The 19,905-nt window shown below is 68.6% G+C and carries 20 protein-coding genes and 1 tRNA gene; 13 read left to right on the top strand and 8 right to left on the bottom strand.

The genetic code is table 11. The features are described 5' to 3' along the window. Nucleotides 1–48 precede the first annotated feature (48 nt). Nucleotides 49–528, top strand: coding sequence for a hypothetical protein (locus tag ACQF4J_RS23355; protein ID WP_427166761.1), 480 nt, complete (start codon nucleotides 49–51; stop codon nucleotides 526–528). Between the two features lie 282 nt (nucleotides 529–810). On the opposite strand, the gene ACQF4J_RS23350 is transcribed toward ACQF4J_RS23355, so the two are convergent. Then, nucleotides 811–1,188 carry a DUF6344 domain-containing protein gene (locus tag ACQF4J_RS23350; protein WP_427166760.1) on the bottom strand — a complete coding sequence of 126 codons (378 nt, stop codon included), beginning with the start codon at nucleotides 1,186–1,188 and terminating at the stop codon, nucleotides 811–813. Nucleotides 1,189–1,526: 338 nt separating this feature from the next. On the opposite strand from ACQF4J_RS23350, the gene ACQF4J_RS23345 reads away from it, so the two are divergent. Both ACQF4J_RS23345 and ACQF4J_RS23340 read left to right on the top strand, forming a co-directional pair. Further along, on the top strand, nucleotides 1,527–1,655 hold the full coding sequence (locus tag ACQF4J_RS23345; RefSeq protein ID WP_003999697.1) for a DLW-39 family protein: 129 nt from the start codon (nucleotides 1,527–1,529) through the stop codon (nucleotides 1,653–1,655). 173 nt (nucleotides 1,656–1,828) lie between these two features. Beyond that, nucleotides 1,829–3,172: a hypothetical protein gene (locus ACQF4J_RS23340; protein WP_427166759.1), complete on the top strand. Its 1,344-nt coding sequence runs from the start codon at nucleotides 1,829–1,831 to the stop codon at nucleotides 3,170–3,172. Here ACQF4J_RS23340 and ACQF4J_RS23335 read toward each other — a convergent pair. Together ACQF4J_RS23335 and ACQF4J_RS23330 are read right to left on the bottom strand one after the other, a co-directional pair. Further along, nucleotides 3,136–4,758 carry a protein kinase domain-containing protein gene (locus tag ACQF4J_RS23335; RefSeq protein ID WP_427166758.1) on the bottom strand — a complete coding sequence of 541 codons (1,623 nt, stop codon included), beginning with the start codon at nucleotides 4,756–4,758 and terminating at the stop codon, nucleotides 3,136–3,138. The genes ACQF4J_RS23340 and ACQF4J_RS23335 overlap by 37 nt on opposite strands. Before the next feature lie 171 nt (nucleotides 4,759–4,929). Further along, a complete protein-coding gene (locus tag ACQF4J_RS23330; protein WP_351582601.1) occupies nucleotides 4,930–5,478 on the bottom strand; it encodes a helix-turn-helix domain-containing protein in 549 nt (182 codons plus the stop codon). A 181-nt stretch (nucleotides 5,479–5,659) separates the two neighbouring features. Between ACQF4J_RS23330 and ACQF4J_RS23325 the strand changes: the two genes are divergently transcribed. After that, nucleotides 5,660–5,732: transfer RNA gene (locus ACQF4J_RS23325), tRNA-Ala, on the top strand. 495 nt (nucleotides 5,733–6,227) lie between these two features. Here the strand turns inward: ACQF4J_RS23325 and ACQF4J_RS23320 are convergent. Next, a complete protein-coding gene (locus ACQF4J_RS23320) occupies nucleotides 6,228–6,929 on the bottom strand; it encodes a DUF5324 family protein (protein WP_351569470.1) in 702 nt (233 codons plus the stop codon). A 304-nt stretch (nucleotides 6,930–7,233) separates the two neighbouring features. Here ACQF4J_RS23320 and ACQF4J_RS23315 point away from each other — a divergent pair, with 304 nt between their 5' ends. Then, entirely contained in the window at nucleotides 7,234–7,767 is a 534-nt protein-coding gene (locus ACQF4J_RS23315) for a peptidylprolyl isomerase (protein ID WP_351569468.1), read from the top strand. A gap of 129 nt (nucleotides 7,768–7,896) precedes the next feature. After that, on the top strand, nucleotides 7,897–8,781 hold the full coding sequence (locus tag ACQF4J_RS23310; protein WP_427166757.1) for a rhomboid family intramembrane serine protease: 885 nt from the start codon (nucleotides 7,897–7,899) through the stop codon (nucleotides 8,779–8,781). Nucleotides 8,782–9,027: 246 nt separating this feature from the next. On the opposite strand, the gene crgA is transcribed toward ACQF4J_RS23310, so the two are convergent. After that, complete coding sequence (gene crgA / locus ACQF4J_RS23305) at nucleotides 9,028–9,282, bottom strand: cell division protein CrgA (protein ID WP_351569462.1); 255 nt, start codon at nucleotides 9,280–9,282, stop codon at nucleotides 9,028–9,030. Nucleotides 9,283–9,424: 142 nt separating this feature from the next. On the opposite strand from crgA, the gene ACQF4J_RS23300 reads away from it, so the two are divergent. The 7 genes from ACQF4J_RS23300 to ACQF4J_RS23270 all read left to right on the top strand — a co-directional run bounded on the left by ACQF4J_RS23300 (nucleotide 9,425) and on the right by ACQF4J_RS23270 (nucleotide 14,649). Next, the gene (locus ACQF4J_RS23300; RefSeq protein ID WP_427166756.1) at nucleotides 9,425–10,204 is read left to right on the top strand and encodes a DUF881 domain-containing protein; all 780 of its coding nucleotides are present in this window, start codon (nucleotides 9,425–9,427) and stop codon (nucleotides 10,202–10,204) included. A gap of 23 nt (nucleotides 10,205–10,227) precedes the next feature. After that, nucleotides 10,228–10,926, top strand: a complete 699-nt coding sequence (locus tag ACQF4J_RS23295; protein WP_351804158.1) for a class E sortase — start codon at nucleotides 10,228–10,230, stop codon at nucleotides 10,924–10,926. 17 nt (nucleotides 10,927–10,943) lie between these two features. After that, entirely contained in the window at nucleotides 10,944–11,141 is a 198-nt protein-coding gene (locus ACQF4J_RS23290) for a hypothetical protein (RefSeq protein ID WP_351569490.1), read from the top strand. Continuing rightward, complete coding sequence (locus ACQF4J_RS23285) at nucleotides 11,138–11,776, top strand: aminodeoxychorismate/anthranilate synthase component II (protein WP_351569453.1); 639 nt, start codon at nucleotides 11,138–11,140, stop codon at nucleotides 11,774–11,776. The genes ACQF4J_RS23290 and ACQF4J_RS23285 overlap by 4 nt, the downstream gene beginning before the upstream one ends. Further along, nucleotides 11,773–12,939 (top strand): class E sortase, encoded by a 1,167-nt coding sequence (locus ACQF4J_RS23280; protein WP_351569444.1) that lies wholly within the window; start codon nucleotides 11,773–11,775, stop codon nucleotides 12,937–12,939. The genes ACQF4J_RS23285 and ACQF4J_RS23280 overlap by 4 nt, the downstream gene beginning before the upstream one ends. Before the next feature lie 12 nt (nucleotides 12,940–12,951). Further along, nucleotides 12,952–13,701 (top strand): class E sortase, encoded by a 750-nt coding sequence (locus ACQF4J_RS23275; protein WP_427168607.1) that lies wholly within the window; start codon nucleotides 12,952–12,954, stop codon nucleotides 13,699–13,701. 519 nt (nucleotides 13,702–14,220) lie between these two features. Then, complete coding sequence (locus ACQF4J_RS23270) at nucleotides 14,221–14,649, top strand: hypothetical protein (RefSeq protein WP_427166755.1); 429 nt, start codon at nucleotides 14,221–14,223, stop codon at nucleotides 14,647–14,649. Between the two features lie 137 nt (nucleotides 14,650–14,786). Here the strand turns inward: ACQF4J_RS23270 and pknB are convergent, their stop codons facing one another. From pknB to ACQF4J_RS23255, 3 genes are all read right to left on the bottom strand, one after another. Then, nucleotides 14,787–16,775, bottom strand: coding sequence for a Stk1 family PASTA domain-containing Ser/Thr kinase (gene pknB / locus ACQF4J_RS23265; protein ID WP_427166754.1), 1,989 nt, complete (start codon nucleotides 16,773–16,775; stop codon nucleotides 14,787–14,789). 168 nt (nucleotides 16,776–16,943) lie between these two features. Then, a complete protein-coding gene (locus ACQF4J_RS23260; RefSeq protein ID WP_427166753.1) occupies nucleotides 16,944–18,431 on the bottom strand; it encodes a peptidoglycan D,D-transpeptidase FtsI family protein in 1,488 nt (495 codons plus the stop codon). Further along, on the bottom strand, nucleotides 18,428–19,879 hold the full coding sequence (locus ACQF4J_RS23255; protein ID WP_427166752.1) for an FtsW/RodA/SpoVE family cell cycle protein: 1,452 nt from the start codon (nucleotides 19,877–19,879) through the stop codon (nucleotides 18,428–18,430). Before ACQF4J_RS23255 ends, ACQF4J_RS23260 begins: the two co-directional genes overlap by 4 nt. Nucleotides 19,880–19,905 lie beyond the last annotated feature (26 nt).

Here is a 19,905-nt window from a genome sequence, read left to right as displayed (position 1 = left end):
GTCAGTTATGGTCCCCCCTGCCGTGCAGCTTCCGAAGGGGTGAGCGCAGTGCCGACACGTCCCCAGAGTCCGCAGCCGTCAGGAACTCCCCGCTGGGTCGCGATGGTCTACCGGCCGTCGTCCGACGCCTGGGCCGTGTGCGCGGAGTCCCCGCATCGCTCACCCGTGCGGTACGCGCTCGCGGAGATGGCGCACACGGTACGCGCGCGTGGGGGCGACCTGGAGGTCGCCCTGTGGGGCCCTGAAGCGGGAGCGTGGGCGCGGTTCGACGCCTTCGCCGCTACGGCGGCCACGGCGCCGGTGCCGGCGGCCGAGGCCTCTTCCAGCGGCCCGGAGCGGTCCAGCAGGCTCACGGAACGCATGGACGGCCGGCGTCGGCAGGTGCTCGTGGCGGGCCTCGGCAAGGCGGGTCTGCACGACCTCGGCCCGGACGACTTCGGTGCCGTCGAGGCCCTCGCCGAGCGGCTCGACGAGACGACCGTACGCAGGGTGGCCCACTGGCTGACGCTGGCGGCGGCCGCGCGCTAGCGGGTCCGTCCCGGACGGAAGTCCTGGCGGGGGCGAGGGTGTGGGCGTCGGCGGTGCGGTGAAGTGCATGATCGGCTGCCTCGGCACGTGGGGCGCTTCGGGGCTTTCGGGTGCTTCAAGTCTTTGGGTGCTTCAAGTCTTTGAGTGCTGCTGGTGCTGCTGGTGCTGCTGGTGCTTCGGTCTTGCGGGTCTTGCGGGTGTCGCTGGTTCTGCGTGTGCTTCAGGTTTTCGGGTACCGCAGGTGCTGCGAGACGTCTCAGGTGTTGCGTCGCGTCCGCCGGGTCACGCGCACGCGGCGGCGGCGACCGGCTCGGCCGATCCCTCCTGCGTGGTCGCGTCCGTCTCCTCGACCGCGCGGTGGCGGCAGCTGGGGGACTTGCCGTGGGCCTCGGCGCCGATGCGCTGCTTCATCGTGGGAGGCAGGGCGGCGGCGTGGGACCAGGACCACTGGTGCGACGTCGTCGGCATCGTCACGTGGTGCCCCATGACGCCGGTGCCGGTGCCGGTGCCGGTGCCGGTACCGGTGGTGGAGTTGCCGGTCGCCTCGGTCCGCGCTACGGCCGCGCCGGCGGTGGTCGTGACGAGTCCGAGCGCCGTGCACAGCGCGAGGAAGGCGGTGACGAAGGCGGTCCACAGCTTCATGACCTGATTGCGGGCCATGGTCCCTCACTTTCGGGTTGGGCGATTTGCGTACTTTCCTCATGATGTGTATGGGGCCCGCGAAGTGGTGGACCGACGCCCGTGGCGCGTCGATCTTCAGATGAACACCACACGAATGGGTGCAAGGAACCAGAAAAGTGGAGGAGAATGTGCAAGTGGGGACCAAGTGACCATCCGTGCGGGTGTGATCACCCTCAGATAGGAGCGGTCGGCTCCGGTTCTACTGCGTTCCCCCGGAGGGAAGTTGGGGGGCGCACACAGGTCACCGATCGATATCGGTCGGTGTGTATAGTCGGGCGCCAGAGGTCCCCTACGTCAAGGAAAGACGAGGTCGCGCGGTGAAGAAGCTTCTCCTGGTCGCACTGGCCGCCATCGGCGGGCTCCTCGTGTACCGCCAGATCCAGGCGGATCGCGCCGAGCAGGACCTGTGGACGGAGGCGACTGACTCCGTGCCCACGGGTTCCTGAGCACCGACATCCGATTCTGAGCAGACCCCGGCCGTCCGACGGTCGGGGTTTTGTGTTGCCGGAAGTCGTTCGTGGGGTTAGGGGAGCCCCCTGGAGACGGGCGTTTCGGACGCTCGTACGCAATGCGCGGGTGACGTGCGCCCCCGCGGGGCAGGATGGGCGACGGTCCCGCCTTGGAGGGCCGTGACGACGAGGGGTGGCGCGACATGGGGTGGCGTACGGCGGCCGTGGCAGCGGTGCTGTGCACATCGGCGGTCGGCACATCGGCTTTCGCGTCCGAGGCCTCGTCCTCCTCGCCGTCCTCCTCGTACGGCTTCGCCCCGGACGCCAGGCCGATCGTGGGCGCGAAGCAGCCCGGGGAGGCGGAGACCCTCCAGCCCGGCGCGAGTTACCGCAGCTCCCTCCCCCGGGCCACGACGCGCTACTACCGCCTCGAACTCGACGCCGACACCAACGCCTACGTCTCCGCCACCGCCGTCCCGCGCACGGACGACAAGCTCTCGCTGAGCGACGGCCTCAAGGTGTCGGTGCGGACGGCCGACGGCCACTCCTGTTCCACCCAGACCGCCCGCTTCGGCGCGTCCGGCAGCCCGCACCCCATCACCGCGTCGGGCGCGCGCACGACCTCGCCGCGCACCCCGCTGTGCACGGACGGCGGTACGTACTACGTCGTCGTCGAGCGCGTCGGCACCGCCGCCTCCCCGGGTGGCGACTGGGACCTGGAGCTGACCGCCGCGACCGAGCCGGGCCTGCGGCAGACCGGGGAGGCGACCGCCGCCCGGTCCTGGGACTCCGCCACACCCGCTCCCCCCACCGGCGCGGCCCGGTCCCGTCCTGGCGGCCCGGGATTCGCCCGGGCGGCCTCCTTGGGCCAGGGCGTATGGCGCACCGGGCTCTCGCCCGGGCAGACCCTCTTCTACCGGGTCCCCGTCGACTGGGGACAGCAGCTGTCCGCCACGGCCGAACTGGACGGCGCCGACGGCGACGCCCGCGGCTATACGGCCGACGCCCTGGACCTGACCCTCTACAACCCGGTGCGTGCCGCCGTCGAGGACACCGACAGGGGGTACGACGGCAGTCGCCGGGCGGCCGCTCTCGCCCCGGTGCCACCGGTCGACTACCGCAACCGCTACACCGGGATCCCCCGGGTCAAGGGCATGCGGTTCGCGGGATCGTACTTCCTCGCCGTGCACCTCTCCGCCGCGGTCGCCGACGACTTCGGCGACGGGCCCTTCGGGCTGACCCTGCGCGTACGGATCAAGGGTGCGGCGCAGGACGGCCCCGGCTACGCGGGACAGTCCGTCCCGCGGAACCTCTTCCAGGTCAGCCCGCAGGAGCGGGCGGCGGGCGGCGCGGATCTCGGGACCGGGAACGGCGACACCGCCATGCGGGCCGTCGCCGTGGGCGGGATCGGGACGGGGACCGTGCTGCTGGTGGTCCTCGGCGTGTGGACGCTGACGGCCCGGCGGCGGGCCGCGGTTCAGATGCGGGCCAGGGCCCAGAACCCCACGGCGTAACAGGCCAGCGCCAGCAGCAGCAGCGGCAACACCACTTTCGCGGGCGGGCCCGGTCGGCGTGCGCGGTGGCCGGCACGACGGTCCCGGCGCCCGGCCCCGCCGGAGACCTCTGGCGCGGGACGGGGAATCCGCGGGACCTCGGCGGTGTACGACGCCGTGGAGGCGTCGGCGCGCTGACGCGGCGCCGGGGGCGCCGGCCGGGGAGCGGACAGGACGTATGTGGGGTCGTTGGGGGAGAAGCGGACCGGCGGCGGGACGGGTGCGGCCTGCGGGGCGGGGGACCGGTGCTCGGCGTACGGAGGTGGCTCTGGGGGCCGCGCCGGCGGAGCGGGAGTCCGCGGGGAGGAGCCGGTGTCCTGTGGAGGCGGCAGGTGAAAGCTGCCGGTGTCCGACATGCTCGGCGGTGGAGCGGGGGTGTGGGCCTCCGGCCGGGGCCCGGTACTCAGCCGAGGGTCGGTGTCCGGTCGTGAGCCCGTGGGCCTGGACCCCGTCCCCGGCGCACGCCCCACGGGCGACGCCGTCCCCGAGCGCGGCGCGTTCTCGTCCGGCGACACCGACGCCGAGCCCGTACCCGTCTTCGCGCCCGCCCCCGACCCGGGCGGCTCGGACGACGCGTCCTGGTCGTCCGGCCAGGACGCCGGCTCTTTCCTCACCTCTCCGGTGGCGAAGGTCGCTCCCGGCCTCGCCCCGACCCCCGGCGCCCGTACGAGGGGCCCGTCGGCGGCGAATCCGGGCGGCAGGGGGCCGAGTTGGTCGAATATCTCGATCAACTCGTCGTCCGGGCCCGGCTCCGGCAGGAGCTCCGCGGCCGCGGCGAGCGCCTTGCGCGCACCCGTGGCAGTGCGGAACCGCGCCTGCGGATCGGGCTGCAGCAGCGAGGCCACGACCTGCCACAGCGGCTCTGGAATGCCCTTGGGCGCGCTGGGCGTCCCGTGCGCCGCGAAGTACTCCACCAGTGCCTTGGTGTCGGGTTTGGCGCCCTCCAGCAGATACAGCGCGACCAGGCCCACCGCGAACAGGTCCGCCGGAAAGTCCGGTTCGGCGCCCAGCATCTGCTCGGGGGCCAGATAACCGGGCGTGCCCACCACGAGGTTGGTCTCCGTCAGCCGCGGCTCGCCCATCCGCATGGCGATGCCGAAGTCGGACAGCCTCAGATGCGGGCGGCCCGTGCCGGTCGCCTCCAGCAGCACGTTGGCCGGCTTGATGTCACGGTGTACGACGTCCTCCGCGTGCACCGCGGCCAGCCCCGACAGCAACTGGTCGAGCAGCGTGCAGACGAACGCCGGCGGCAGGGGCCCGTAGTCGCCGATCAGATGGACCAGTGAGCCGCCCCCGACCAGATCCATGGTGAACAGGACCTTGTCGTCGTCGGCGGCCCAACTGGCGGGCGCCAGCACATGAGGGTGGTCGATCCGCAGAGCCTGCTCGCGCACGAAACGCAGCAGCGAGTGCGCGTCGCGCTGCTGCAGCACCTTGGCGGCCACGTAGCGGCGTCGGCGGTGGTCCCAGGCGCGCCAGACGGCGCCGACCCCTCCGCGCCCGATCGGGTCGACCAGTTCGTACCGGCCGGCGAAGACCTCACCCATGGCTGTGCGTCGCTCCTCCCCCTGCGGCTACCCCCCTTGCTTCCCCCTCGATGAGCGATACGACTCCCCCTCGCGCCCCCCTGATCCGGAACTCCTCGGCATCGAACATCGGCAACTGCCTCGTCCGTGGCCCGGTCCGCCGAACCCCCTTCGGCGGACCGGACCGCCGGCTCAGTTCTGGTGGGACTGGTAGTGCGCGACCGCGTCCGAGGTGCGGCCGGCGCCGTACACGCGCAGGAACTCCGCCAGTTCGGGGTGGGTCGCGGCGAGCGTGTCCGCGGCGTCGATGATGTCGCCCGCGGCGGCCACGGAACGCAGCAGCGACTGGATCTCACGGACCACCCGCTTGACCGTCGGCGCACCCGAACTGCTGGTCGTGGTCGTGGTGTTGCTGAGCACTGATCCCCCCTGGGACTTCTTGATCTCCTCCATGCGCTCGGTGGCCTCCGCGGCGCTGACACTGCCGTCCGCGACCTGCCCCGCCAGGTCCTGCAGCAGCTGCACCCGCTGAACGACCGCCGGATTGCCGATCTTCGCGCGCTGACCGCTCATCAGCTGCGACAGCATCGGAGCGGACAGACCGAGTACCCCCGCCAGACGAGCCTGGTTGAGACCAAGATCTTCTATGAGCTTACGGAAGAGCGCCCCCAAAGGCTCCCCGTACCAGTTCCGCTGCAGTTCCCGCGCTCTCGCGGTCGCTTCCTGCTGTGCGGCGTCCATTGCGTCTCCCCATCGCTTCCCCAAGTACTGTGGTTCGCTGTAGCGAACCACGCCGAGCATCTTACGGAGCGTGGTCGCCCGCGGGGACCCCCAATCTTTTTGCGAGATCCCGGGGGTGACCCGGTACTCTGGTCTCCGGCGCCGCCGGTATGTGGTTCTTCCGGCAGGGCGTCTCGCTCACGGGGCCTTAGCTCAGTTGGTAGAGCGCTGTCTTTGCATGGCAGATGTCAGGGGTTCGACTCCCCTAGGCTCCACTCCTCAACCCCTCCGACCTGGCACGACGCGGGCGGAGGGGTTTTTCGTGCCGTCGGCCGCACGGCCGGGCGAGGACGCGTGTCTCCACTCGGCGGGACACGGAGCGCGGCGGGCGATCGCCAGGTTCGGCAACGGCCACCCGGGCGCCGGTGACCCCTCGCGGTCCGGCCGCGGCACTCGCCCCGCTCCCGGCCTCCGCTCCCTGACGCGACCCGGCGGCCCTGCCGCGCGGGTCCAGCCACCCGGACGGCCCACGGGCGTGACGTGCGTCACGGGCGCAGGTCCCTGGCCGTCGGCCCGATTTGCGCAAACACCACAGGCGGACCCGGCCCGCGGGATCGCCGCGCAGGTCGCGTGGGGCGCTCCCGGGCGGGGGCCGTTGCAAACGTCACCGCGAACGGCCGACGTGCAGGCGATGTTCCACGTGAAACAACGCCGTGGGGCGGGAGACTCGCAAGTCTCCCGCCCCACGGCGTTGTTGGCGCCGAAGGGCGTCAGTCTCCCTCGTCGTGCCGAGCGGCCTCTTCCTCGGCCTCCTTGGCCTGTACCTCAGGATCCAGCACCGACTGGCCGCTGCCGTCCACCGACGTCAGCCGGCTCGACTCCGGAACCTCCGTCGCCGCCGGCGGCTCCACCAGCCAGTCGGGGTTGGCCTGCTTGTCCCACCACTTCCAGGCGGCGAAGGCACCGCCCGCGACGGCGCCGAGCACCAGCAGCACGCGCGCGGCCCGACCGGCCCGTGCCCGCCGCTCGTGCTTGCGGACCAGCTTCTGGATCTCCTTCGGCGAGATCTGGCCGCGCAGCGCCGCCAGTGCGGCGACACCACGAGCTGTGGCCTCGTCCCTGACGGGCCCGGCCGCGGCCACTGCCTGCTCGATCTTCGGGCGGGAGTAGTCGGCGGCCTGCCGGGCCGCCTTGCGTGTACGGGCGGCGGCCTCATGGGCGGCCTGGTCGACCTTCGGCGGCACATACGTACGGGCCTGTTCGATGCGCGGGGCGACATGGGCGCCGTACTGGACGCGGGCCTGATCGGCGGCCTGCGTCACCACGGGCGTGAGCCGTACGCGGGCCTCCTGTGCGTAGTGCGCGGTCCTGTCCTTGGCCGTCTCGGCGTAGGGCGCCACCACTTCCGCGGCGTGCAGCACGCTGTCCTTCGCCGAACCGGTCGCGGCGCGCACGCTGTCGATGCGGGTCACGGGTTCCTCCTCCTCGGTGGCGTACGGTAATTCGACTTTCCACCCTTTTACGGATCATGCCTGCCAACGAATCACCAGGCATGCGAGGGCGGGCATCCGGGTCATGAGGATGAATACGGGGCAACGAGAGCTTGTCGTCGACAATGCCACGGATCGCCGCGCAGCGCTTCGGTACCCGGGGGTACGGGGCCGGCTTTCCGCAACCGGATACCCCGGATCTGCGCCGAGAAGCAGGTGCCGGGCGACGCGGCGCGCGTACCGTGCGAGGATCGGGGGGTCACAGGAAGACAACGGAAGGCAGATCGTGGCCGAGCAGCTTTACGCCACCCTGAAGACCAACCACGGCGACATCGAAGTCCGGCTCCTGCCGAACCACGCCCCCAAGACGGTCCGGAACTTCGTCGAGCTCGCCCAGGGCGAGCGTGAGTGGGTCAACCCCGCCACGGGCGCCAAGTCCACGGACCGGCTCTACGACGGTACGGTCTTCCATCGGGTGATCAGCGGTTTCATGATCCAGGGCGGCGACCCCCTGGGCAACGGCACCGGCGGTCCCGGTTACCAGTTCGAGGACGAGTTCCACCCGGACCTCTCCTTCAACAAGCCCTACCTGCTGGCCATGGCCAACGCCGGTCCGGGCACCAACGGCTCGCAGTTCTTCATCACCGTCGCGCCCACGACGTGGTTGAACCGCAAGCACAGCATCTTCGGTGAGATCACCGACGCGGCGAGCCAGAAGGTCGTGGACGCCATCGCCACCGCGCAGACCAACCCGCGCACCGACCGTCCGGTGAACGACGTCGTCATCGAGTCCGTCGTCGTCGAGACCCGCGAGGGCTGAGACCGCGAGGGACGACTCCCCCACGAGGCGAGTCCCCGCACGGCAGGAACCAAACGCCCCGCTCATCCGTAAAGATGGGCGGGGCGGTGCATTCGTGCCCGGCACCCGGACGACGACCTAGGGGATGTCATGGAACACGCGGCAGGCCGCTCGCAGGACGCCCAGAGCGTGCCCGGCTGCTACCGCCACCCGGACCGCGAGACCGGCATCCGCTGCACCCGCTGCGAGCGCCCCATCTGCCCCGAGTGCATGGTCAACGCGTCCGTGGGCTTCCAGTGCCCCGAATGCGCCCGCGGCGACTCCGGTACGGGCCACGCGCCGGCCGCCTCCCGGCCCCGCACCGTGGCCGGCGGCACCGTCACGGCCGACCCGCGGCTGTGCACCAAGATCCTCATCGGCATAAACGTCGCCGTGTTCATCGCGGTGCACGTGCGGCCTTCGCTGCTGAACGACCTGGTCCTCATCGGCGCCTGGCCACCGGCCCCCTACTCACCCACCCAGGGCGTCGCGGGCGGTGAGTGGTACCGCATGGTCACCACGATGTTCACGCACCAGGAGATCTGGCACGTCGCCTTCAACATGCTGAGCCTGTGGTGGCTGGGAGGCCCACTCGAAGCCGCCCTCGGCCGTGCCCGCTATCTGACCGTCTACTTCGTCTCCGGACTGTCGGGCAGCGCCCTGGCCTATCTCCTGGCCTCCCCGAGCACCGCCACGCTCGGCGCCTCCGGTGCCGTCTTCGGTCTCTTCGGCGCCACCGCCGTGCTGATGCGCCGGCTCAACTACGACATGCGGCCGATCATCGCCCTGCTGGCCATCAACCTGGTCATCACCTTCGGCTGGGGCGGCATCTCCTGGCAGGCCCACATCGGCGGCCTGGTCGCCGGCGTCGTCACGGGCTACGCGATGGTCCACGCGCCGCGCGAGCGCCGCGCCCTCGTGCAGTACGGAACGAGCGCGCTCGTGCTGGCCGCCGTGGTGGTCGTCACCCTGCTCAGGACGGCTCAGCTCACCTGACGTACGCGGTTGTCCACAGCGTGTGGCGAATCTTGTGCATGATGCGCGGGAACAGCTGTGCCCCCTGTCACTGAGCGGTGTTCCCGCAGGTCAGGCAGGGGGCGAACAAGCTTGCGACGAGGGGTGCGACAGTCGTACCGGCGTCAATGGCGGACTGGTTATCCACAGATCGTCGTTCTTTATCCCCAGGGCTCCTGTGGATATTTCTCTGGCTGTGGATAACTCAGCGCATACCCCTGGGTAGAGCTACTTCCACTGGGTGGAGACGCCGAATCCGGCGGCAATGAAGCCGAAGCCGACCACGATGTTCCAGTTGTCCAGTGCGTCGATGGGCAGTGAACCGTCGGTCACGTAGAAGACGACGATCCAGGCGAGCCCGATGACGAACATGGCCAGCATTACCGGCGCCACCCAGGCGCGGTTGGTCAGCTTGATGGCGGTCGCCTGCTTCGCCGCGGGCGGCGTGTAGTCGGCCTTCTTGCGGATACGTGACTTCGGCACGAGGGTCTCTCCTGTCGATGCGCTGCGTGGCCGCGCAGGGAACTGTGGCTGGCTCCGGAGCAGCGTACAAGGGGACTCTTAGCGCTCCCCCGGGCGTCCGTTAGCGTAGTGCTTCCGCGGTGCCGAAGGAGATAAGGGTACGTTGAGCAATTCTGCCGACTCCCCCCAGACCGGATCCAGTGCTGCCCCGAGCCGCCGCTTCCTGCCGGTGCGGGTGCTCACGGTGGCGGTCTTCGCCCTCGCGGGTCTCATTTTCTTCACCAGTTTCAATACGGCCAAGGGCACCAATATCCGGACGGACACGTCCTTGCTGAAGCTTTCGGACCTCATCCAGGAGCGCAGCCGGAAGAACAAGGAACTGGACGACTCCAACGCCTCCCTGCGCGGTGACGTCGAGTCGCTCGCCGAACGGGACGACGGCAGCAGCAAGGCGCAGGACGAGAAGCTGTCGGCCCTGGAGAAGAGCGCCGGCACGCAGAAGCTCAAGGGCACGGCGATCACCGTCACCCTCAACGACGCCCCGCCGAACGCCACCGCCAAGCTCCCCGGCTATCCCGAGCCGCAGCCGGACTACCTGGTCATCCACCAGCAGGACCTGCAGGCCGTGGTGAACGCCCTGTGGCAGGGCGGCGCCAAGGGGATCAAGGTCATGGACCAGCGGCTGATCTCCACCAGCGCGGTGCGCTGCGTCGGCAACACGCTGATCCTGCAGGGCCGGGTCTACTCACCGCCGTACAAGATCACGGCGATCGGGGACCCGGACAAGCTGAACAGGGCGCTGTCCGACTCCGCCGCGATCCAGAACTACATGGTCTACGTGAACGTCTACGGTCTCGGCTGGAAAGTGACGCAGGACGGGACGGTGACTCTTCCCGGCTACTCGGGCACAGTGGATCTGCACTACGCCCAGCCCGTGGAGTGAACTGAGCAGTTCGGGAGCTGCCGGTGCGCGTTGTCGTCAGGACCCTCAGCGAGCTGTGCATCACCGTCGGGACGCTGATCTGCCTCTTCGTCGTCTACGTGCTGTTCTGGACCGGTGTGCGCGCGGACGGCGCGATGAACCACCAGATCGACGTGCTGCACGACCAGTGGTCGAAGCAGACGGCACGGCCGAAGTCGACCGCCGGACCCACGGGCGGAAGTTCCGCCGCTCCCGCCCGGCCCGCCCCGTACGTGGCGGGCAGACCCTTCGCGATCATGTACATCCCGCGGCTCGGTTTCACGTGGAACAAACCGGTGCTCGAGAACACCGAGGTGGGCACCCTGAAGAAGGGCCTCGGGCACTACGCGGCCACCGCGCAGCTCGGCCAGGTGGGCAACTTCGCGGTGGCCGGGCACCGGCGTACGTACGGCGATCCGTTCGTGGACTTCCCCAGGCTGCGGCCCGGGGACGCCGTCGTCCTCACCGACGGGACGACGTGGTTCACGTATCGGATCGACAAAGGCCCCTACAAAACCGTTCCCACGGACATTGAGGTGATCGACCCTGTCCCACGTAAGTCGGGGTATACGCGTGCGGGCCGGTATCTGACGCTGACCACGTGCGATCCCGAGTGGGGGCACAGTCACCGGCTCATCGTGTGGGCGCACCTGGACGGCACACAGCCTGTGGAGGAAGGCAAACCGGCGGCGCTGCGCCGTTAGTCTGGTGCGGATACGGCGTGAGTCTGGAGCCGTGGCGGAACGGAAGGGACGGCATGTACGGCTGGATCTGGCGGCATCTGCCGGGGAACGTGTGGGTGAAGGCGCTGCTCGCGCTCGCACTCGTCCTGCTGGTGGTCTATGTCCTCTTCCAGTACGTCTTCCCCTGGGCCGAACCGCTGCTGCCCTTCAACGATGTGACGGTGGACAACCAGTGAGCGTTCGCATTCTCGTCGTCGACAACTACGACAGCTTCGTCTTCAACCTGGTCCAGTACCTGTACCAGCTGGGCGCCGAGTGCGAGGTGCTGCGCAACGACGAGGTGTCGACCGCGCACGCCCAGGACGGCTTCGACGGCGTGCTGCTGTCGCCGGGCCCGGGCACGCCCGAGGAGGCCGGCGTCTGCGTCGAGATGACCCGCCACTGCGCCGCCACCGGTGTGCCCGTCTTCGGTGTGTGCCTGGGCATGCAGTCGATGCAGGTGGCGTACGGCGGTGTCGTGGACCGCGCGCCGGAGCTGCTGCACGGCAAGACCTCGCTGGTGGAGCACGAGGGCAAGGGCGTGTTCGCCGGCCTGCCCAGCCCCTTCACCGCGACCCGCTACCACTCCCTGGCGGCGATGCCCCTGACCGTGCCGGGCGAGCTGGAGGTCACGGCCCGCACGCACGACGGCATCATCATGGGCCTGCGCCACCGTGAACTCCCGGTCGAGGGCGTGCAGTTCCACCCCGAGTCCGTGCTCACCGAGCACGGGCACCGGATGTTGGCCAACTGGCTGGTCGAGTGCGGCGACGAGGGCGCGGTGGCGAGGTCGGCGGGGCTCGCCCCGGTGGTGGGCAGGGCCACGGCGTGACCGCACTGCGCCCCGAGCGCGAGACCGACGCCTCGTACGGGCAGGAGCCCTACGAGGCGTCCGGTGCGTTCGAGGAGTGGTACGGGGATCCGGCGGGACGGCACGGGGATCCGGCGGGACGGCAGGCGGGATACGCGGCACCGGCCGAAGAGCCGTACGCGGCGCCGGTGACGGAGGAGCCGTACGAACCGTACGAGCCCTACCTGCCGCCGATCGACGAGGAGACGGTGGCGCTGCGGATCCCCGATCCGCCGCCGAGCGCGCCGAGATCGCCTTCTGGCGCCTCAACAGCAACACCAGCATCCGTAACCGCTTCGGGCGGACGAGCGGCCCGCAGAAAGGCCGCCAAACGCCGCGGTGGGCGTCATGGGGGCGCCCACGCGGCAGCGGAGCCGACAGAGAGCGCCGAATCTTCCGATTCACCCGATTCGTCTGGCTCCGGCGCGCCCCTCTCCCGTGTCGAGGCCCGTCGGCAGGCCCGCGCCCGCAAGCCGAGCCCGGGCGTCATCGCGAGCCGGGCCGTCGGGGAGTTGTTCATCACCACCGGCGTGCTGATGCTGCTGTTCGTGTCCTACCAGCTGTGGTGGACGAACGTCCGGGCGCACGCGCAGGCGGACAAGGAGACGAGCAGTCTGCAGAAGGACTGGGCGAGCGGGAAGCGCGAGCCGGGGGAGTTCCAGCCCGGTCAGGGCTTCGCGATACTCCACATCCCCGAGCTCGACGTCGTCGTGCCCATCGCCCAGGGCGTCAGCAACAAGAAGGTCCTGGACAAGGGCATGGTCGGCCACTACAGCGAGGGCAAGCTGAAGACGGCGATGCCGTCGGACAAGACCGGCAACTTCGCGCTCGCCGGCCACCGCAACACGCACGGCGAGCCGTTCCGCTACATCAACAAGCTGAAGGCGGGCGACGAGATCGTCGTCGAGACCCAGGACGACTACTACGTCTACAAGATGACGTCCATGCTGCCGGTGACGTCGCCGAGCAACACGAGCGTGATCAACCCCGTGCCGCCGCAGTCCGGCTTCACCAAGCCGGGCCGTTACATCACCCTCACCACCTGTACGCCGGAGTACACGAGCAAGTACCGGTTGATCGTCTGGGGCAAGATGGTCGAGGAACGGCCGCGCAGCAAGGGCAAGCCGGATGCGCTCGTCGAGTAGGGGCAGATGAACGTGGCAGCGACCACCGACGGCACACAAGAGGACACCGACGCGCCCGCGGCGCCCCCGGCACGGCGCCGGCGCGGCACGGGCCGTATCGCCATGGCGGTCAGCGTCTTCGGTGAACTCCTCATCACCGCGGGCCTGATCCTCGGACTCTTCGTCGTCTACTCGCTGTGGTGGACGAACGTCATCGCCGACCGGGCGGCGGACAAGCAGGCGGACAAGGTGCGCGACACCTGGGCCCACGAGCCCAGCGGCCCCGGCGCGCTGGACACCAAGAACGGCGTCGGCTTCCTGCATGTGCCCGCCATGAAGAACGGCGAGGTCCTGGTCGAGAAGGGCACCTCGACGGACGTCCTGAACGAGGGCGTGGCCGGCTACTACACGGACCCGGTGAAGGCGATGCTCCCGATGACGGGCAAGAAGGGCAACTTCACCCTCGCCGCCCACCGGGACGGCCACGGCGCCAAGTTCCACAACATCGACAAGTTGCGCAAGGGCGACCCGATCGTCTTCGAGACACGGGACAAGTGGTACGTCTACAAGGTCTACGACATCCTCGACGAGACCTCGAAGTACAACGTGAAGGTTCTGTCGCAGGTCCCCAAGGAGTCCGGCAGGAACAAGGCCGGTCACTACATCACGCTGACGACGTGCACGCCCGTCTACACCTCGCGGTACCGGTATGTGGTGTGGGGCGAATTGGTGCGGGTGGAGAAGGTGGACAGCAAGAGGACCCCGCCGAGGGAGCTGCGGTGAGTGACTGGCGCCCTCGAAGAGAAGCAGTCGTCTAATACGGCGAAGGCCAGCGCCGATTCACCCGGCCTCATCGTCCTCGTCCCGCCTGGAGTCCGACAGTCCTGGTAGATCATTTCTGGTCAAGTGGCGAGACTGACGATCAGGTCCTTCGCCAGTGCGTGCAAATGTTCGCTGGAGTCTTCGGAGCGGAGGCGTCTTCATCACTCCCGTGGACGCCTGATTCGCTCTGGCGTGCCGGCGATGATCGCCGGTTACAGGGGCCCCGGCGGGCGCCACTGGATTGGCGCCCTGAAGATCGCCCTACTTGACCCTACTCAAGCGGGCTCTGTGGAAGAGCCATTGACGGTACGTCTGCGAAAACCCCGTGGAAGCCGCGCGCCGCAAACGACGTGGCCGAATTTCGATCAAGCGTACGAATACCTGGTTGCGTTCGCCTATCTGTTGGTAGAGCCTTTGGGCGATCATGGGGGGCTTCGGCGACGAGATAGCGGGGCCACCGGAACCAAGTAGGAGGACGACATGAGAACTCGCTCGCGCATCGCCGCCGTCTGCGCCACGGCGGCTGTAGCCACGATCGCGTTCACCGGTGACGCATCCGCGGCGACCCGGACCAGTGCCAGCTGCTCGACGACCGGCGCGCGAGGCAGCATGGGGGCGACTTGGCCTGATGGGTCGGACAACACGTGGCCGTACGAAGAGTTCAAGATCGCGCTGTCGGTCACAGACACGCTTGCTGACGATCACCACGTACGGGTCCGCTTTCTGAGCAAGGATGTCGGGAGCAGCGCAACCAGGACGTGGGCCTGGCACTCCCTCACCAAGGGCAAGGACCAGACCCTCACTCTCAGCACGACCGCCCAGAGCGACTACGGCATCGTCGCAACTGGTGTCGAGGTGGCGCGCTTCGAGGGCGACACCAAGCTCAACTCCTGCACCGACTGGTCCTGACCGACGGCCTGGGCTGTGTGAGCCACCAAGACCTGGTGACGGTCATTCGCTTCGCCTACCGATGAACAACGTCCCGGCGTCCTCCATGGAGGACGCCGGGACGTTTGTTTACCTTTCGGTGCCGTATCAGCCGGAGGCTAACCGAAGATGCCTCCGTTGTTGTTGCCGCCGTTGTTTCCGCCGCCGCCCACGGTCACGAGAGTGATCGTCGTGTTCGCGGGGTCGTCGACCCCCGTGTTGGCCTGCGGGTCCTGCTGGATGACGAATGCGTCGTCGCTCTGGTCACTGCCGTTGGCGAACTGGATGTTGTTGAAGCCGGCCTGCTGCAGGGCCTTCTTGGCGTCCTTGACGCGCTGGCCGACGACGCCGGGGACCGCCGTCTGCTGCTGCTTCTGACCGATGTTGATCTGCACCGTGGTGTTCTTCTTGACCGGGGTGTTGATCGACGGGTTGGTCGAGATGGCCTTGTTGACCTGGTTGTCGTCGGTGGTCGGCGTGTTCACGCAGTTGCCGTTTAGGCCCACGTCGGACAGGGCGGCCTTGGCGTCGTCACAGCTCTTGCCGGTGACGTCGGGCACAGCGACGGTGGACGGGGCCTTGGCGATGGTGAGGGTGATCGTGGATCCCTTCTCCACCTCCTTGCCCAGTCTCGGATTCTGGTCCAGGACCGTGTTCGGGTCCTCCGTGGTGGACTCTTCCGACTTGATCTGGACGACGAAATTGTATTGGTCGCCCTCCAGGATCTGTTTGGCCTCGTCGAGCTTCTTGCCGGTGACGTTCGGAACCGCCACCTTCGGTGCCCCAGTCGACACCACCAGGTTGACCGAAGTCCCCTTTTTCACCTCGGAGTTCTTCGTCGGGTCCTGGGAGCAGACCGTGCCCTTGGCCTGGGCCTCACACGGCTTCTTGGTGACCGAGCCGACCTTGAGGTCGCTGTTGGTCAGCTGCTTCTCGGCGTCGTCCAGCTTCAGGCTCACCAGGTTGGGCACCTGGACGGTGCCGTTGCCGACGCCCCCGCCGCCGAACGCCCACTTCCCGATCAGGATCGCGCCGACCAGCACCAGGATGCCCGCCACGACCAACAGGATCGTGGAGGTGTTGGACTTCTTCTGGCGGCGGCGGTCGACGCGGTCGTCGTAGCCGTAGCCCTGGTCGTCCGGGCCTCCCATGGGCGGCAGCATCGTCGTGGCACCGGCGCCCGCGTCGGCGCGCAGGGCCGTCGTCGGCTGGTCGTCCGGGTAGCCGCCGTAGCCGACCGAGCCCATGGCCGCGGTGGCCGCGACCGGCTGGCCGTCGAGGCAGGCCTCGATGTCGGCACGCATCTCGTCGGCCGACTGATAGCGGTAGTTCGGGTCCTTGACCAGCGCCTTCAGGACGATGGCGTCCATCTCCGGCGTGATCTCGGGGTCGAACACGGACGGCGGCTGCGCCTCCTCGCGGACGTGCTGGTACGCCACCGCGACCGGGGAGTCCCCGACGAAGGGCGGCCGCACCGTCAGCAGCTCGTACAGCAGACAGCCCGTCGAGTACAGGTCGGACCGCGCGTCCACCTGCTCGCCCTTGGCCTGCTCCGGCGACAGGTACTGCGCCGTGCCGATGACCGCCGCGGTCTGCGTCATGGTCATACCGGAGTCGCCCATGGCGCGGGCGATGCCGAAGTCCATGACCTTGACCTGGCCGTTGCGCGTGAGCATGACGTTGGCCGGCTTGATGTCGCGGTGGACGATGCCGCTCCGGTGGGCGTACTCCAGGCCCTGGAGGATGCCGATGGTCATCTCCATCGCGCGCTCGGGCAGGAGCTTGCGACCGGAGTGCAGGAGTTCGCGCAGCGTGGAGCCGTCGACGTACTCCATCACGATGTACGGGATCGAGACCCCGTCGATGTAGTCCTCGCCCGTGTCGTAGACCGCGACGATCGCGGGATGGTTGAGCGAGGCGGCCGACTGGGCCTCCCGGCGGAACCGGGCCTGGAAGGACGGGTCGCGCGCGAGGTCGGCGCGCAGCGTCTTCACCGCCACGGTGCGGCCGAGCCGGGTGTCATGCGCGAGGTAGACCTCCGCCATGCCACCACGGCCGAGCACCTGGCCCAGCTCGTACCGGCCGCCGAGGCGACGCGGCTCTTCCATGCTTCCTACCAGCCCTCTCCGTCGGTCCCGACCGACACGGGTGTGCGGTCGGAGGCTGCCGTCCGGGCCTACCGTACCCGGATGCGTTTGTGTGACCTGTCCAAGTGCGTCACCCGATACAGGACCGGTATCGCAACGTGCACCGATGTGAAGGCGACGTGAGCGGGGTCACTTCTTGGAGCCGATGACCGCCTCCATCACGCTCTTCGCGATCGGGGCGGCCAGGCCGCCGCCGGAGATGTCGTCACGGTTGGCCTTGTCGTCCTCGATGACCACGGCCACGGCGACGGGCTTCGAGCCGTCGGCGAGCTTGGCGTAGGAGATGAACCAGGCGTACGGGTTCTCGCTGTTCTCCACACCGTGCTGGGCGGTACCGGTCTTGCCGCCGACGGTGACGCCGTTGATCTGCGCGTTGGTGCCGGTGCCCTGCTTGACGACCGTCTCCATCATCGACTGCAGGACCTGAGCGTTCTTCGCCGACAGGGGCTGGCTCATCTCCTGCGGCTCGGTCTGGGAGATCGTGTCGAGGTTGGAGGACTGCAGCTTGTCGACCATGTACGGCTTCATCAGCTTGCCGTCGTTGGCGACCGCGGAGGCGACCATCGCCATCTGCAGCGGGGTCGCGGCCGTGTTGAACTGGCCGATCGAGGAGAGCGCGGTCTGCGACGAGTTCATGTTGTCGGAGAAGACCGAGGCGCTGGAGCGGACCGGCGTGAACTGCTCGGAGTCGAAGCCGAACTTCTTCGCCTCCTCGAGCATCTTGTCGTTGCCGAGGTCGGAGCCGATCTTGCCGAAGACGGTGTTGCAGGAGTAGCGCAGCGCGACCCGCAGCGTCGCGTCCTTGCAGGGGATGTTCCCCTCGTTCTTCAGCTCGGTCGTGGTGCCCTTCATGATGTAGGGCAGCGGCGAGTCGGTCTTCTCGTCGGCCGTCGAGTACAGCCCGTTCTCCAGCGCGGCCGCGGCCGTGACCACCTTGAAGGTGGAGCCCGGCGGGTAGGTCTCGCGCAGCGCCCGGTTGAGCATCGGGTCGGACGCGTTGTTCTTCTTCTGCAGCGCCGTCCAGGCCTTGGAGTCCGTGGACGTCGAGTTGCCCGCGAAGGTCGAGGGGTCGTACGAGGGGTACGAGGCCAGCGCCAGGATCTTGCCGGTGGACGGGTCCAGCGCGGCGACGGCGCCCTTGCCGCCCTGCGCCTTCAGACCGTTGTACGCGGCCTTCTGCGCGGCGGCGTTCAGGGTGGTGACGACGTTGCCGCCCTGCCGCTGCTTGCCCGTGATCATGTTGAAGGTGTTGCGGAAGAACAGCCGGTCGTCGTTGCCGGTGAGGATGCCGTCCTCGATGGACTCCAGCTGGTTGGCGCCGAAGGCCTGGGAGGCGTACCCGGTGACCGGCGCCCACATGGGGCCGTTCTTGTAGGTGCGCTTGAACTTCAGGTCGTTCAGGCCGCTCTTGCTCGTCTTCGTGGAACCGGTGATGGGATCGCCGTCGACGATGATGTCACCACGCGGTGTGGCATAGCGGGCGATGGTGACACGACGGTTCTTCGGGTCGTCTTTGAGGCTGTCCGCCTTGACGTACTGAAGCCAGTTGTCGCGGACGAGCAGGGCGAGGACCAGAAGACCGCAGAAGATCGCGATCCGACGCAGGGGCTTGTTCATGACGGGCGGACCACCTGGGTCATCTCGGCGTCGGGGTTGATGGCGGGTGTGGGCGCCGGGCGGCGTGCGGTGTCGCTGATTCTGATCAGGATGCCGATGAGGGCCCAGTTGGCGATGACGGAGGAACCTCCGTAGGCCAGGAACGGCATCGTCATACCGGTCAGCGGGATGAGACCCATGACACCGCCTGCGACGACGAAGACCTGGAGGGCGAAGGCGCCCGAGAGACCGACGGCGAGCAGCTTGCCGAACGGGTCGCGGGCGGCGAGGGCGGTGCGGACTCCCCGCTCCACGATCAGGCCGTAGATCAGCAGGATCGCCATGATGCCGGCCAGACCCAACTCCTCACCGAAGGTGGCAAGGATGAAGTCGGAGTTGGCGGCGAAGCGGATGAGCTCAGAGTGGCCCTGCCCCCAGCCCGTGCCGAGGGTGCCGCCGGAGCCGAAGGCCCACAGGGCCTGCATGGCCTGCTCGGAGTGGACGACGCCGTCCCTGACTCCGGCTTGGCTGAGCTTGTACTCGCGCATGGGATTGAGCCAAGCCTGCACACGGGTCTGGACGTGCGGCTCGAAGCTTGCCACACCGACGGCGCCGGCCGCGGACATCAGCAGACCGAAGACGATCCAGCTGGTCCGCTCGGTGGCGACGTACAGCATGATGACGAACATTCCGAAGAACAGCAGCGACGTACCGAGGTCGGTCTCGAACACCAGGATGAGGATCGAGATCATCCAGACGACGATGATCGGTCCGAGGTCGCGGCCGCGCGGCAGGTACAGACCCATGAAGCGGCGGCTGGCGAGGGCCAGCGCGTCCCGCTTGACCATCAGGTAGCCGGCGAAGAAGATCGCCAGCACGATTTTGGCGAACTCACCGGGCTGGATAGTGAAGCTCCCAACCTGGATCCAGATCTTGGCGCCGTAGGTGATGTTGGCGCCGAGGCCCGGAACCAGTGGAAGAAGCAGCAGGACCAGCGCGCCCGCCATGGAGATGTACGTGTACCGCTGCAGGGTGCGATGGTCCTTGAGGAACACCAGCGTGACGACGAACAGGCCGATGCCCAGCGCGGTGTAGATCAGCTGGTTGGTCGCCTTGCCGCCCGCGACGCCGATGGACTGCAGCAGCTTGGACTGGTCGAGCCGCCAGATGGCGACGAGTCCGAGACCGTTGAGGAGCGTGGCCAGCGGCAGCAGCAGCGGGTCCGCGTACGGGGCGAACTTCCGTACGGCGAGATGGCCGATGCCCGCGAGCAGCCCGAGCCCGAGGCCGTAGCTGAGCAGGCCGGCCGGCACCTTGTCGTCAATGGCGAGGCCCACGTTGGCGTAGGCGAACACGGGGATGACGACGGCGAACACCAGCATCGCCAGCTCGGTGTTCCGTCTGCTCGGTGCGCCGATCGCGCCGATCGTGGACGTGTGGTGCGTCGGTGTGTTGGTAGTACTGCTCATCGTGTGACGGGGCCTCTCACGGCTTG

The organism is Streptomyces sp. C1-1, from assembly GCF_050214755.1.
Classification (GTDB): Bacteria; Actinomycetota; Actinomycetes; order Streptomycetales; family Streptomycetaceae; genus Streptomyces.
This window is presented reverse-complemented; position numbering and strand designations above follow the sequence as displayed.

Bases quoted from the DNA above. Each gene is read 5' to 3' on its own strand.
- ACQF4J_RS23350 (WP_427166760.1), bottom strand. From the start codon at position 1,188: ATGGCCCGCAATCAGGTCATGAAGCTGTGGACCGCCTTCGTCACCGCC.
- ACQF4J_RS23335 (WP_427166758.1), bottom strand. From the start codon at position 4,758: ATGGGTGAGGTCTTCGCCGGCCGGTACGAACTGGTCGACCCGATCGGG.
- ACQF4J_RS23330 (WP_351582601.1), bottom strand. From the start codon at position 5,478: ATGGACGCCGCACAGCAGGAAGCGACCGCGAGAGCGCGGGAACTGCAG.
- ACQF4J_RS23310 (WP_427166757.1), top strand. From the start codon at position 7,897: ATGGAACACGCGGCAGGCCGCTCGCAGGACGCCCAGAGCGTGCCCGGC.
- ACQF4J_RS23270 (WP_427166755.1), top strand. From the start codon at position 14,221: ATGAGAACTCGCTCGCGCATCGCCGCCGTCTGCGCCACGGCGGCTGTA.
- pknB (WP_427166754.1), bottom strand. From the start codon at position 16,775: ATGGAAGAGCCGCGTCGCCTCGGCGGCCGGTACGAGCTGGGCCAGGTG.
- ACQF4J_RS23260 (WP_427166753.1), bottom strand. From the start codon at position 18,431: ATGAACAAGCCCCTGCGTCGGATCGCGATCTTCTGCGGTCTTCTGGTC.
- ACQF4J_RS23255 (WP_427166752.1), bottom strand. From the start codon at position 19,879: ATGAGCAGTACTACCAACACACCGACGCACCACACGTCCACGATCGGC.